Below are 13,846 nucleotides of genomic sequence, written 5' to 3'. Positions count from 1 at the left end.
TCCCTCCCGCAGCTCAGAACAGGCCGTTATCCGTGAGGCGCTTGCTCAGCGCGTTAAAACTCACCAGAAGCACCAGATTGATGGCAGAATTGAACAGATCCACCGCAGCGCCCAGGCTGTAGTCCATGTCCAACAGGCCACGCTTGTATACGTAGGTCGAGATGATCTCCGCCGTTTCGTAGGTACTCGCATTGTACAGGAGGATGACCTTTTCGTAGCCTACGTTCATCATGCGGCCAATGCGCAGCAGGAACATCACCGTCACCGTCGTGGCGATGCCGGGGATCGTGACATGCAGCAGTTGTTGGCGCCGCGTTGCCCCGTCGATCGTGGCTGCCTCGTAGAGCATCGGGTCGATGCCAGACAGCGCGCTCAGGTAGATGATCGAACCAAACCCAATTTCCTGCCAAATGCCGCTGGTGACATAAATCGTTCGAAACAGTTCCGGCCGGAGCAGCAGATTCTTGGGCGGCTGCCCCGTAAGGAACGAGACAAGCTGGGTTAAAATGCCCTTTGTGTTGCAAAAGTCTACCAGCATGCCGCAAAGCACCATCACCGAGATAAAATGGGGCATATAGCTGATCGTCTGAACAGTGCGTTTGAAGGGAGCGCAACGAATTTCGTTGAGCGCCAGGGCCAGCAGCAGCGGGGCCGGGAACCCGAAGAGAATTTGATAGAAGCTCAGTTTCAGCGTATTGGTAAGCACGCGCTCAAACTGCGAACTGTTGAAGAAGACCGTAAAATTTTTGAGTCCAACCCACTTGCTACCCCATACACCCAGACGCGGCGAGTAATCCTTGAACGCGATCAACGTTCCATACATCGGCGCGTAATGAAACACGATGTAGTAAACGACGAGGGGCAGCAGCATGAGGATCAGATATTTGTTGCGCTTATAGTCCTTTTGAACGCGCCTGATAAAGGACGTGCGTGCCTGCAAGGATACCGCCTCTTTTCTCTCGATGCAACGTAGGGGGAAGGCGTCCGGGCCGGCGCTTGCAGCCCGGACGCGCCCTGCTTACTTTCCGTTCTGGCGATCCAGCGCTGTCTGCACGATTTCCACAGCGCGCGCGACGCCAGCCTTTTCAATGCTCTCCACGTAGCTATCGAAGCTTTCCAGAGGCTTGTCTCCGATCATGATCTTGACGGTCATTTCTTCCGTCAGCACGTTGATTTCGTTCATGATCGTGGCGTATTCCGCCGATTCCTCACCAGAGTAGACGATGCGCGGCAACGAGCGGCTCCAATCCACCGATTTAAACCAGATGATCGGCGCGTCGAGCTGCTCCTGATAGGTCCGTTGGGAAATGATCGGTCCCACCGCCTTTTCAAACGGGCCTCCGGATGTATTGCGGCAATAGAGAATCATCGCTTCCTTCAGCGTCAGGCCGTCCGGATTATTCTTGATGAGATCGGTAAACTGCGGCTCACCGTTCTCGTCGTATTCAAAGCTCACGCCTTCGACGCCGAAGTTATACAGCAGCTGCCCTTCCGGGCTGTAGGCATAATCCAGCACTTTCAAAGCAAGTTCGACGTCCTTGCACGAGGTCGTGATCGCCGCGGAATAGGCTGCCTGATAGCGATAGTTGGGCTGTGCGATGTATCGCGTCTCGCCCTTTTCCAGCGTCGGATAAGGTGCGGCTACGAGCATCACGTCGGGGTTCGCCGGACGCATCGCCTTCGTCCATACGCCGATGCCGGAATCAGGAGAGCGATAGGTAACCGCCGCGCTGCCGGAGGTCATCTTGCCGTCCAGTGCCGCATTATCGTTCGTCAGCAGATCCGGGTCGATATAGCCCTTTTCAAACCAGCGCGCCATGGTCTCCAGATACTGCCTGTATTCAGGCTGAACCTGCCCAAAGCGCACCTCGCCGTCCACCTGATAGAATCCATACGCGATGCCCCATGCTCCGACCCAGGTAGAGTCGTTAGTGTGCAAATCCTTGAAAATCGCGGTGAATGGATGTTCAAAACCGGCCTGCTGCATTTTTTCAAAGGCGGCCTCCCATTCAGCGATCGTCGTGGGGACTTCCAGGCCGAGCGAATCGAGCACGTCCTTGCGTACCGTAATGCCGCCGCCCTTTTGCTCCATCAGCGCCGTGTCGCGGATAAAGGGAAAGACGTAGTAATTGCCCGTGTAGGTCTTCACGCTCGCATCCAATTCCGGGTCGTCCCCCAGCTTTGCGGACAGATTCGGCGTGAGCCCCGCTTCCATGTACTCGTTGAGCGGAATGATGACGCCATCGTCGATCGCACGCTGCGGCCCTTTCGGGTACTGCGTGAACCAGTCGTACTCGATGATGTCGGGCAGATCCTTGGAAGCGACGAGAAGTTTAAACTGATCGGCTTCCATGCCCGTCGGCGGATGCTGAAACACGAGCTTGACGCCCAGGCGCTTTTGCAGTTCCTGATACAGCGGCAGGTCCGCGTAGTTGGAGACCGACTTGGCGGCATTGTTCTCAAACGCGCACCAGATGGTCAACGTGGGCGTGTTCGCGTCCTCCGCCAGTGCCGCCAGCGGTAGCAACGCGGTCAGCATGCACAAGGCGATCAGGCATGCCAAGATTCGGGAATTTCTTTTCATTTTGGGTACCTCCTCTTTTCTCTTTACGGCCCAAGGCCGCTATTTCGTAAAAAGGTCCTCCGGACGCAGGCGATTCATCAGTTCCTCGCCGCGGTGGAAACGCTCCACGTTTTGAAGCACGATGTCGAGCGAACGGCCCAGCTTATCCGGGCATGCAGGCGTGAAGTGCGGCGTCGCCAGCAGGTTGGGGGTATCCCATACGGGGTTGTCCGGCTTCATCGGCTCTTCCTCGAACGTGTCCAATCCCGCGCCTGCGATGCGTCCCTCACGCAGGGCACGCAGCATCGCCGCCTCGTCGATGGTTTTTCCTCGTCCGATGTTGACGACCACCGCGCCTGGCTTCATCATCGCGAACTGTTTTTCGCCCAGCATGTGGTACGTCTGATCGGTTAACGCACAGCACATGACGATAAAATCACTGCGGCGCACCAGCTCGTCTAGACTGTCGCCCCGTTCCGCGCTCAGCATGACGTCCACATTGGGATTTTGAACGTCGGATCGGTCATAGGCGACCACCTCCATTTCAAATGCCTTTGCGCGCTGAGCCAGCGCTCGGCCGGTGTTGCCCATGCCGACGATACCGATCGTTTGAGAGAAGAGCGCCTTCATCTCCGGTTGGCCCGGATACCCCCATTGATGCGCATCCTGCGCCGCCAACACCGTACGCACATGATAGGCGTGGCACAGCATAAAATAAAAGACGTGTTCCGCCAGCGCGGGAGCAGACCTTCCGGCGGAACCTGTGATGACAAAACCGCTGTGAATGAACTCCGGTTTAGCGATCGCATCCAGTCCGGCCGCGTCCCAGTGCAGCCACTTGAGGTGTTTTGCCGCGCGTACGTCGGGTTTTCCCATGATGACGGCCACCGTCGCCTCCGGCAGCGCGGCGTTCAGCGCCTGCGTATCCCCCGGCTCTATGTAGACAATCCGCGCCTCCGGTAGCGCCTGCTCCAGCTTCTGCCTGTGGTGCGTCTCCCAGTTCAGATTGGTGACCAGACAGTCGATTGCTTGCATCTCCGCTTCACTCCTTTGATTTCCCTCTGAATTTGTCTAAATTGTATCATTGTTGTCTTTTGGCGTATATCGCCAATTTTAGCCAGCCATTTTCGTGTGTACCTTTGTGTTTTGCGCGCGGTGCGACGCAAATCTCACTTTTTTGCACCGAAATCCTCTGTTTTTGTCCTTTGCTTTTGATCTTTTCCGGGTCTTTGAAGCCGTTCGGGTCAAATAGTGAACGTCGGGCTCCGGCGCCTAAGGAAGAATTTTTGCACACAAAAACGGCAGGGCCCTGCGACCCTGCCGAAGCGGGAGACGAAACGTCCATCTCCCTTTTGTACCCTTACGTTTTTATGATTAGTGCTTCATACCGCTCCAAACGGGGAACGATTACCACGGCACCGTCCTCCGACGTCTCAAGTGTGCACGCCGCATGCGTCAGGGAAGTCACGCTTTGCGCATCCGGCAGCGGCAGCGTCACGCGAATGTCGTGCACAGGAATGTGCGGTTCCCATGTTCCGCCGCTGCAGCCCGTCAAATTGAGTAGTTGGAGCATATAGCCGCCGTCCGGCAGCCGGTCGTAGAAGACCTCTACCGCCGCCGGAGCGTCCGTCGTGATCGCGCGCGCCTGCTCGCAGAACGCGTCCAACAGGTTTACGAGCACATGCTTGCAGTCCGCGTTCGCGTACATCGAGTAGTTGTAGGCGCATCGCCAGGGAATGATTACCGCCCGGTGTTCCCTGCTGTAAAGTGCCCCGGGAAGCTTCGTGGGCTCGTGCCCGTACGCACGTTCCGGCGGAGCGTAGGGCGCGGCGGAAACCCGAGGCAGCAACCCGTCATAGGCAGGCGCGTTCAAATGCGCAAAGGGCCCCTGCTGCACGATCCAGTGACGGCGTTTAAACCGGTTGAAGATGTCCTTTTCACGCGTGTTCCAGTAGCTGGCGCTAAGCAGGTCGTCCTCTTCCGTCTCTGTCACCTGCGCACCCAGCAGCGCGGCTGCTCCGTCCTCCAGCTTTTCCGTCAGGTCTGTCACGAGCAATAAAATATCACGCCTGCGTGCCTCGCGTACGATGCGTTCGCTCAGGTATTGCGCATCCGGCACGATGAGCGCGCGGCAGCCGTTTAACGCGTCCGGTTCCGCCTCGATCGTCTCATATCCCAGCAGGTCGAAGGGGATATGCTCCTCCTTTAGCATGCGGAATACGCCGTGAAAGGCAGGGCTACCGCCGGATACTGCCCGGGTATGTACCGAATGGAGCACGGCTACCCTTGCCTGTGAAATCAGGTGCTTAAAGTAGCGCTCATTCTCCTTGTGAAAGTGGAACACCTCGCGCACGCCCTCAAAGGCTTCTTCGTCCGGATAACCCTCAAAAACACCGATGATGCAAAAGTCCAGAATGCCGCCCTGCGCCATCTCTTCGTACAGGCGGTAGCTCGTCAGCTCTTTGGAAACGCCAGTGAACCGGTGGTTGATGCTGTAGGCGTTGATGACGCAGTTGCTGGAAACCTTCATCCCCTGCGCGTTGGTGCGCACGCTGGCCACGTTTTCAGCCGACTGGTACAGATACAGATTAACCGGATAAGCGTAAGATGGTGAGCTGTTGGACTCGTTGCGCACCATGTCCACGTGGGGATAATGATAGGTGCAGACCGCGATATCCTCGCGGCTGGAATGTACCAATGCCTGCACCTTGCGCATCATATCGCTGGCCGCAGCGATCGTGAAGGCACGATACTTCTCCCATATCTCGGGTGCGCTGTCCTCCTTCGGAAGCTCCAGGCCCGAAAAAGCCCTGAACATTTTTCGGCATCCCTCGCAGTGGCAAATGCCGTATTCTCGGCCGGCATAGTCACGCGTGTGCATGCCAAAGTAATTGAAAAAGACACCGTCTACCGGGTACCTTGTGATCACCTCGCGGATGATGTTCAGCGAGTGCTCCTGCTGATATTTTCCGCACAGACATGTATGCACGGTATCTCCGAAGTGCCAGTGCCCGCCGGATTCCGTGACCACGAACCAGTCTGGATGTCCCGCCTCCAGGCTCTCGTGCACCTTGCTGAAGTCAAAGCGGACGATGACGCGAATGCCCTTCTCATGGCATTTGCGCACGATCTCGCCAAGCGTATCCCTTCCTTGCAGGTAAGGGCTCACATATTGTTCCGGCAGGTCGGACGGGTAGTAAGCCGTGATGCCCGCCGCTCCCACCATGACGCAGTTGCAATCGAACGATTCCAGCGCTTCGACCAGCTTGTCCACGTCCATTGCAGCGTCGATGTCCCGCAGGTTGTTTTGAATCATTCGGATGTTGTTTTCAAGCCACCAGCTCATCGTTTGTCCCCCCGTTTCGTCACTTTTCATAGGCGCGCGCCCAAAAAGCCTCGCCGTGACCGGGAATGATCACGTCGTATTGACCGCGCAATGCCCGGATGCTGAGCTCACCCGCTTCTCTGTTCCAGCCAAAGAAGTAGGGCTCGCCCGCCCCATAAAACTCCTTGCTCATTACGGCATCTCCCGTGGCGATGACTCGTCCTTCGGGTGCGTCATAGCACAGCGCGCACAACCCCTCCGTGTGCCCCGGCATCGCGAACAGCCGCACGCCCTCGCACAGCTCCTGTGGCGCGGGTAGGCAGCGCTCCATCACCGCGCGCGAATCCATCGGCCACATCTTTATGTACTCATCCCAGTGCGCGCGCAGATAGATCAGATCCCCTGGTGCCATGTACCATCGTGCATTGACAAACGCGTCAGGGCTGACGTGGTGGTCGAAGTGGAAGTGGGTGGAGTACACCTTGGTAATCTGTTCCGGAAGCAAGCCCGCGGAATCAAAAAGTGCCGCCTTCATCGCTTCCGCCGGCAAAGAGGGATCGACGAGGATATTCTCACCATGACCGCTCAGCAGCGTACAGGTTGCTAATGGTCGGCGATAGGCCGTATTCTCTTGCTCTGCCCAAAACTTGTTCCTCGACAGATGGCCGATCGTCAAAACGTGCCAGTCGTACATATCCGTTCCTCCCAAACGCAGCGGGGGGCGAACCGCTCTCTGCAGCGGCCCGCCCCTTTTCATCGTTACTGATTGATGTAGGCCTGATACTGCTCGGTATAAACCTTGCTGTAAACGTCCCCATACAGCGCATTGTACTCCGCGATCGCACTTTCCATCGCGCTGCGGTCAATGCTGCCGATAATGTAGCTGATGATGCTCTCCTCCAGCAGCGTTTCCGCGTCGTTGTTCATGAATTCCAGGTCCGTGCCAACCTTGGTATACGGTACCTTCAGGTCAGCGGCCTCTGCGTAGTGCTTGGTTTCATCGTTCAGTTGCTTGAGGAACTCGTCATACTTAATAGAAACATAATCTTCTGGATTGGCATACAGGAACTGCGTCTCAGCGTCGAACTGGCAAACCGCCTGAAACCCTTTGAAATAGTAGTCGCTGGCACCAGGCAGCGTGCGGAAGATAAAGTTCTCCGCGTCAGCCCACTCCCACTGCTGCCCTTCAAAGCCGAGCCACACGGTGGCGTTAATGTCTGGATCCGAAAGCAGCCAATCAAAATACGCGATCGCGACCTCCGGGTGCTTCGAAGAGGATGAAACCATGATGACGGGCGAATACGTCCTGCCCTCGCTGTAAACGCTCTCCACGCCCTCGACCGGGGACTCGATGTTCGTCATGACGCTGTAATGCTTGGTGGGATCCGCTTCTTCGACTCCTTGAAAGGGGCGTACGATGTTGGAATACCACTGGCAGGCACCGCCTACCCGGTCGGCCGTAATCAGATCCTGAATCTGTGACGTCGTGGTGGTAAAGAACTCCTGATAGAGATAACCCTTGGCGTACCAGTCGCGCATCGTGTCCAGAAAGGCCATATAGTTGGGATGGTTGACATTACGGTAAATACGTCCGTCCTCGCCAAGATAGTTCTTCGTGTCGTTTGGCCCATCTTTACCCAGCCAGATTCCAAGCAGGCATCCGATCAGGTTGTTCAAGTCCTGAGGCACAAGCGGAATTTCGTCGGTCGAATCACCGTTTCCGTTGACGTCATTGTCCACGACGTATTGCATGTAGGCCTCCCACTCAGCGATCGTGGTGGGCAAATGGTCGATGCCAGCCGCCTCAAGCCAGTCGACGCGAATGGTAGGGGTGTTGCCGCGGTGATTGGAAACCCGCTTGGGCAGCGCGAGTACGGCGCCGTCGGAAGACTTGCAGTAATCGAAGCCGTCGTTCAGGTGTTTTCTAAAGTTCTGCGCATAGGTATCCAGATAATCGGAAATATCGATGATCAGTCCATCGTCATACAGAGACTGCAATGGGCGCGTATTTAATACGCCGCCGTCGCTGAACGCGTCATAAGATTCACCGGAGACAAATACAAGATTCATCTTTTCGACGAAACTGTCAGGGGCGGTGTACACCCAGTTCAGTTTGAGGCCGGTCCGGGCCTCTATCCATTCCTTCACGGCCTGATTGCCAGGTTTGGCGTCCTCGCTCCAGTTCGTCGGCTGGTACACGGTTAGCGTCAGCCCCAAAGCGGGGTCAAACAACGGGTCCTCCGGGCTGCTGCCGGTACCGCTCAGCGGAATCGGCGCGTCCGCGGCTAAGGCCGGCAGGCACATCGCGCAGAGCATCAGAATAAGCAGGATCGACAGGGTACGTTTGAACATAAGTCAGGTCTCCCTTCTATTATTTAGGCGCTTGGGCCTATGGGTTCAAATGGGTTATCCCTTGACGGAACCGATGAGCATGCCTTTGACGAAGTACTTCTGCAGGAAAGGATAGACGCACAGGATTGGAACCGTCGCCACGACCGTGCAGGCCATGCGCACCATCTCTGTGGGTGGGTTGATCGACGCATCCGTGCTAGCCGCTACCAGATCGCTCGTGTTCGCGCTAGCGATGATCTGGCGCAGAATATACTGAAGCGACCATAGTCTGTTGTTCGTCATGTAGAGCATCGAGTCGAACCATGCGTTCCAATGACCTACCGCGTAAAACAGTCCAACCGTCGCCAGAGCGGCCTTGGAAAGCGGCAGGATGATCCGAAAGAGGATAACCGCCTCGCTTGCCCCGTCGATGCGTGCGGATTCTTCAAGACTGTCCGGAAGCGTAGCGAAGAAGTTCCGAAGGATGAAGCAGTTCCAGGGACTAATGGCTGCAGGGATGATGTAAACCCAAAAATTGTTTACCATGCCCAGCGACTGGTTGAGTAGATATGTTGGAATCAATCCGCCGTCAAACCACATGGTAAAGGCGAGTAAAAAGGTGAATCCTTTTTTGAGGGAATACTGCCTGCGCGAGATCACGTAAGCCATCATCGATGTCATTAGCAGGTTGATAAGCGTACCGACCACCGTCCGTTTGATGGTTACCCAATAGGAGTTAAGCAGGTTGGAATTGCTGGAAAGCACCATCTTGTAACCCGACCAGTCGTACGTATGCGGAATCAGCGCAAGCGGGCGCGCCACGCGCTCCGCGTCGGACATGACCGAACGGGAGAGCACGTACAGAAGGGGATAGAGAAACAGGGCACACATGACGAGCATCAGCAACACGTTAAAAACGTTAAAGACCTTCTCCCCCGGACTCTCGCGTATAAGTCCCTGAGGCTTTCTCTGTATGACCGTCGCCGTCTTCATTTCGCATCCGCCTCCTATTTTACCAAAGCCCGCCGGCGTCTAGTTTGTTCGTAATGGTATTGGTCATCAGCACGAGAATCAGGGAGCATACCGACTTAAACAAGCCGACAGCCGCCGAGTAGGAAAAGTTTGCATCCGTAATGCCAGAGCGGTACACATAGGTATCAAAGATATCCGCCACCTTGTATACCGCCGGGCTGTACATGTTGAAGACCTGCTCGAAGTTGTCGGTCATCGCCCGGCCTACCTGCATGATGAGCATGACGGCGATGATCTCCTTGATCCCCGGTAGCGTAATATACCAGATTTGCTGTAGCTTGTTTGCGCCGTCCAGCCGGGCCGACTCATACTGCTCCTGCGGCAGGCCGCTGATAGCGGCCAGATATACGATGCTGCTCCACCCAATTCCCTGCCAGGTTCCGCTGATGACGAGCACCGGACGAAACCACTGTTCGCTCGCCAGAAAAAAGATCTTGTCGTGGCCCAGCATTTGGAGAAGACCGTTGACCGCTCCGGCATCCGGCGAAAGCAGTGCCGTCGCCAGCGCAGAGATAACCACCCATGACAGAAAATGCGGCATATAAGAAACGGTTTGTACGAACTTCTTAAAGTGTACCCGGCGGATTTCGTTAAGCAGCAGCGCAAAGAGAATCGCCGCCGGGAACGAAAAGATCAGCCTTAAAAAACTGATGGCAAGCGTGTTGCTCATCAAGCGCGTAAAGTAAATGGAGTTAAAGAAGGATTCAAAGTTGCGCAGGCCAATCCAGGGCGCCTCAAAAATACCCAGGAAGCCCGAGGTATTGCCTCGATAATTCTTAAAAGCGATCAAAAGGCCGCTCATCGGCACATATTTAAACAAGATTAGCCAGACGACGCAAGGCAGCACCATCAGGTGCAAAAAACGTTCCTTGGCAAGCGTCGTCTTGATTCGCTCAAGGCGATTCCTTGAAATACTCGGCCGGCGCACAGCCATACCGGAAAAGGATGTTTTCATACGTGTATTGAACCTCCCCGCGTCATGCCCCACCTTCCTGACGATGGATGATCCGCAGTCGGCAGAAGGGGCTTTTCTTCTTGAGTGTACGGGGAGGTCTTCTCTCTGTAAAGCGTCATCTCTTTTCCTGCTATCATAATTTACATTTCGGCGGATATGTATTTTTTGCACATCGTCTGTTTTTGCAAAATGGTCATATTCCACGCAAAAGCAGTCCTTTTCGTCTTGACGATCGTTGGGCATTTTTATAAAATCCGAAGAGAAAGCGTGTGCAACCCATTCCGTCAGATACAAAAACGAGGAATCGAAAAGGTATAGAAGCAGGAGGCGAAGGACGTGCAAAAACAGCTTATCCCGTCAATCTCCCGTGGCGGCTCGTCCGTCAGCCGGCCGATTTTGCTTTCCATGCTGCTTTCCTATCTCAGCGCTTTTCTGCTTCCTCTTTTTGTGGCGCTCTACAGTTCTTCTTTACTGTCCGAACAGTACCGGGATCTGGAGCTGCAAAGTCAGGTTGCTGCCCTGCAGCAAACTGCCAATGTGGCGGACGCCAATTTTTCCAACATTCAATCGATCGGCCAGCTCTTTCTCAACGACGAAAGCGTGCAAAAAATGATGACTGCCTCCGCTCCGTTGAGCAAGAACAGCCTGGTCGATTGCTGGAAGCTCAAAAAATCGCTGGTCACCCAGCAGGTCGTAAACCCTTTGATCGACGAAATCTTCGTCTATTTTCCATACAGCGACACCGTCCTGTGCACACAGGGGCTGTATCGTGATCAGAGCTTTTCCGATGCTTGCTCCGCCTTTCGTATGCTGAACTATGACGCCTTTCTTTCGTTAACGAACTTTAGCGGCAATTATTCCTACGCGTTTTATCCCCGCGGAGACGGCAGCAACGGCATGGCAATCGTCTGTAAATATTATGCCGATACCTCTCGCCCGGCAAATGCCGTGGTCGTGCTCACCATCGAGGAATCTGCCCTGTTGTCTCTGGCGAACGCGGTCTCCTCCGTAAGTCCCCTCTTCTTCCTCTGTAACGTCAAGACCGGTCTGCCCGCCTTCCTGGCGCCTAATACGCGGTCGGTCGAAGCGCTTGCCAGCTATACACAGCAAGGCGTCGGCGTCTTTGAGCATTCCAATGAAGTCGTTATTCAGGCAGCCTCGCAAAACGTTCCTGTCCTGCGGTATCTTTCGGTGTTGCCCATCAACTTTGCTGATCTCCCTCTTACGGGCCGCCTGCAACTGTTCTACATTCTTCTGGCAGTCTGCCTGCCGCTTGGTATCGCAATTATCCTCCATGGGATCAAAAGACAATACTCCCCCCTGCGTGCACTCTACCAGAATCTGCTGGCCCGCATAAGTCCGGACGAAGGGGCCTTTCGGGATGAGTACTCGGCCATCGAAAACGGCGTAAAGCGCATGCTGAACGACCTGGAAAACAGCCGGGAACAGCTTACAGAACGCAGTCTATCGCTGCGCAACTACATCGTAGAGCGAATGATTCGCGGCAAATACGCGGGCAATGAATCCTTTGAACGCATCTGCGGGCAATATGGGCTCCATCTAAGCGGCACCTGCTTTGCGGTCGCAATCGTCTCCCTGGACGACTTTGCTCCCCTCGTGGAGGCTGCGGAGGATCAAGAGGACTTCTCTTCCCGCCAACTCATCGTCGAGGTCATTCAGTCTGCACTGAACGACGCGCTCTCCCCCGCTTACGCGTTCGAGTCCGCGCCCGTCGGAGATTATCTGGGCTGCCTGATTAGCAGCAAACCTGAACAGCTCGTTAAGGGCGCGCTTGGCAGCGAGCTTTCTGGAATGATGGACACCCTGCGCCGCGGACTTGCCATCAGCGTCAGCGTCGCGGTAGGCAGCATTGCAGAAGGACCCGAAATGATCGCGGATGCATATTGCACCGCCTGCCAGACAATGGAATACATGCAGGTCACCAGTTCGACGCAGCGCCTGCTCTTCCACTGCGATCTGGACGCTGAAAAGCCTCAGCACGTGGATTGGCAAAAAGATATCGAAACACAGAAGATGTTCTTCAACAACATGGCCCTCGGTAACTACACGCAGGCATATCAGGCGCTGCGCGTCCTCCTTCCTTCTGCTCTGCTTCAAAGCAGAGAAGGCCTGCGCATCTGGCAAAATCGACGGCTTTTCCTCATTTACATCGTCAGGGACGCCTTCGATCGTTCGCCATTACAAAAAATATGCGCCTATAGCCTGGAACGCTTAGATGCTGCGCTTACCGCGCCAGAATTTGAATCAGCGCTCCGTGAGCTCTTTGATCAGGCTGCACAATTTGCAGACAGGCAAAAGACGAGGGAACCGCCTCTGAGCGATAGCATTCTATCCTACGTCGATCAGCACTTCGCATCTCCCGATATCAGCATTTCCGCGGTTGGTGAGACGTTCCGTGTGAGCATTTCCTGCGTCTCCCGCTGCTTTAAGAACGCAACTGGAGTCGGACTTCTGGATTATATCCACATGCTGCGCATCCGCAGGGCAAAGGAACTTCTGGAGAAGAGCAAATGCAGTGTGAAGGACATCGCCGAGCAGGTGGGCTACATCAGCAGCCTTACCATGTCCCGTGCTTTCAGGCGCTACGAAGGGATCACACCGACGGAGTACCGAGAAATGTGCCGTGGTAAATAGGCGAAGAGCAACCGAGGGGCTGCCGTTTGGCAGCCCCTCATCCGATTTTTCAACGATGAATTTCTTCTCCGGAAAGCTTTTCGTAGAACTTTACCAGCACGCTGTGATCACTGATCCCCTCGCCATCCTTGTGCAGCACCTTCATCATCTCCATCACCTGCGCCGTCAAAGGTACGGGCGCATCGACGCTCTTGGCCGCATCGAGCACGTTGTTCAGATCCTTGATGTGCAGGTCGATGCGGAAGCCCGGCTTGAAATCGCGGTCCATCATCATCGGCGCTTTGGCATTCATCACCGTGGATCCCGCAAGGCCCCCTCGAATTGCCTCGAAGATCGCCTCCGGCGCTACCCCGGCGAGTTGCCCCAACGTCAGCGCCTCGCTAAGCGCCGCGATATTGATCGCCACGATAACCTGGTTGCACAGCTTGGTCACGTTCCCGGCGCCGACTTCGCCGCAGCGCACGACGCTCGCTCCCATATGAGAAAGCATCTCCCGATACTTATGAAACACCTCCAGTTTTCCGCCAACCATAATGGATAGGGTTCCGTCGATAGCCTTTGGCTCTCCTCCGGAAACAGGAGCGTCCAGCATCTCTATGCCGTAACCAGCTAGCTCTGCCGCGATCTCTCGGCTGTCAATGGGATTGATAGAGGACATATCGATAAAGGTAGCCCCCCTTTCCATCACAGCTCCTACGCCGTCCTTCCCCAGCATGACGCTCCTGACGTGTGGGCTATTCGGCAGCATGGTCAAAACAACTTCCGCATTTTTTGCAGTTTCGCGCGCGTTTGCAGCAGCTGTGGCGCCTGCGGCCGCCACCTCCGCAACGACCGCGGGATTCACGTCGAACACACAAAGATCATAGCCAGCCTTCAGCAGGTTCCTAGCCATAGGCTTGCCCATGATACCCAAGCCGATCATGCCGATCTTCATAATAGGGTTCCTCCTCGTCTTTTATAGGTCTATTAAAAGGCATCAAGCGCA

Annotated in this window: 10 protein-coding genes; 1 reads left to right on the top strand and 9 read right to left on the bottom strand. The window is 55.4% G+C overall.

The features are described 5' to 3' along the window. Positions 1-13: 13 nt before the first annotated feature. The 8 genes from C1725_RS01995 to C1725_RS01960 all read right to left on the bottom strand — a co-directional run bounded on the left by C1725_RS01995 (position 14) and on the right by C1725_RS01960 (position 10,449). A complete protein-coding gene (locus C1725_RS01995; RefSeq protein ID WP_346026250.1) occupies positions 14-940 on the bottom strand; it encodes an ABC transporter permease in 927 nt (308 codons plus the stop codon). Positions 941-1,018: 78 nt separating this feature from the next. Next, a complete protein-coding gene (locus C1725_RS01990; RefSeq protein WP_102410016.1) occupies positions 1,019-2,584 on the bottom strand; it encodes an extracellular solute-binding protein in 1,566 nt (521 codons plus the stop codon). 39 nt (positions 2,585-2,623) lie between these two features. Beyond that, positions 2,624-3,598: an NAD(P)-dependent oxidoreductase gene (locus C1725_RS01985; protein WP_102410015.1), complete on the bottom strand. Its 975-nt coding sequence runs from the start codon at positions 3,596-3,598 to the stop codon at positions 2,624-2,626. Positions 3,599-3,923: 325 nt separating this feature from the next. Beyond that, the gene (locus tag C1725_RS01980; RefSeq protein WP_346026249.1) at positions 3,924-5,909 is read right to left on the bottom strand and encodes a family 10 glycosylhydrolase; all 1,986 of its coding nucleotides are present in this window, start codon (positions 5,907-5,909) and stop codon (positions 3,924-3,926) included. Between the two features lie 19 nt (positions 5,910-5,928). After that, positions 5,929-6,582 (bottom strand): MBL fold metallo-hydrolase, encoded by a 654-nt coding sequence (locus C1725_RS01975; protein WP_346026248.1) that lies wholly within the window; start codon positions 6,580-6,582, stop codon positions 5,929-5,931. Positions 6,583-6,647: 65 nt separating this feature from the next. Next, positions 6,648-8,240 carry an extracellular solute-binding protein gene (locus C1725_RS01970; RefSeq protein ID WP_102410012.1) on the bottom strand — a complete coding sequence of 531 codons (1,593 nt, stop codon included), beginning with the start codon at positions 8,238-8,240 and terminating at the stop codon, positions 6,648-6,650. A 54-nt stretch (positions 8,241-8,294) separates the two neighbouring features. Beyond that, on the bottom strand, positions 8,295-9,212 hold the full coding sequence (locus tag C1725_RS01965) for an ABC transporter permease subunit (RefSeq protein WP_102410011.1): 918 nt from the start codon (positions 9,210-9,212) through the stop codon (positions 8,295-8,297). A 19-nt stretch (positions 9,213-9,231) separates the two neighbouring features. Continuing rightward, positions 9,232-10,449, bottom strand: coding sequence for an ABC transporter permease subunit (locus C1725_RS01960; RefSeq protein WP_146009105.1), 1,218 nt, complete (start codon positions 10,447-10,449; stop codon positions 9,232-9,234). 93 nt (positions 10,450-10,542) lie between these two features. Between C1725_RS01960 and C1725_RS01955 the strand changes: the two genes are divergently transcribed. After that, positions 10,543-12,861 carry a helix-turn-helix domain-containing protein gene (locus tag C1725_RS01955; RefSeq protein ID WP_102410009.1) on the top strand — a complete coding sequence of 773 codons (2,319 nt, stop codon included), beginning with the start codon at positions 10,543-10,545 and terminating at the stop codon, positions 12,859-12,861. A gap of 49 nt (positions 12,862-12,910) precedes the next feature. On the opposite strand, the gene garR is transcribed toward C1725_RS01955, so the two are convergent. Continuing rightward, a complete protein-coding gene (gene garR, locus C1725_RS01950; RefSeq protein ID WP_102410008.1) occupies positions 12,911-13,795 on the bottom strand; it encodes a 2-hydroxy-3-oxopropionate reductase in 885 nt (294 codons plus the stop codon). Positions 13,796-13,846 lie beyond the last annotated feature (51 nt).

The sequence above is a fragment of the Beduinella massiliensis genome (assembly GCF_900199405.1).
GTDB lineage: Bacteria > Bacillota > Clostridia > Christensenellales > Aristaeellaceae > Beduinella > Beduinella massiliensis.
This window is presented reverse-complemented; position numbering and strand designations above follow the sequence as displayed.

What these genes read in the sequence shown, in the direction of transcription:
- C1725_RS01990 (WP_102410016.1), bottom strand. Translation starts at nt 2,584, where the DNA reads ATGAAAAGAAATTCCCGAATCTTGGCATGCCTGATCGCCTTGTGCATG.
- C1725_RS01980 (WP_346026249.1), bottom strand. Translation starts at nt 5,909, where the DNA reads ATGAGCTGGTGGCTTGAAAACAACATCCGAATGATTCAAAACAACCTG.
- C1725_RS01965 (WP_102410011.1), bottom strand. Translation starts at nt 9,212, where the DNA reads ATGAAGACGGCGACGGTCATACAGAGAAAGCCTCAGGGACTTATACGC.
- C1725_RS01975 (WP_346026248.1), bottom strand. Translation starts at nt 6,582, where the DNA reads ATGTACGACTGGCACGTTTTGACGATCGGCCATCTGTCGAGGAACAAG.
- C1725_RS01985 (WP_102410015.1), bottom strand. Translation starts at nt 3,598, where the DNA reads ATGCAAGCAATCGACTGTCTGGTCACCAATCTGAACTGGGAGACGCAC.
- garR (WP_102410008.1), bottom strand. Translation starts at nt 13,795, where the DNA reads ATGAAGATCGGCATGATCGGCTTGGGTATCATGGGCAAGCCTATGGCT.
- C1725_RS01960 (WP_146009105.1), bottom strand. Translation starts at nt 10,449, where the DNA reads ATGCCCAACGATCGTCAAGACGAAAAGGACTGCTTTTGCGTGGAATAT.
- C1725_RS01970 (WP_102410012.1), bottom strand. Translation starts at nt 8,240, where the DNA reads ATGTTCAAACGTACCCTGTCGATCCTGCTTATTCTGATGCTCTGCGCG.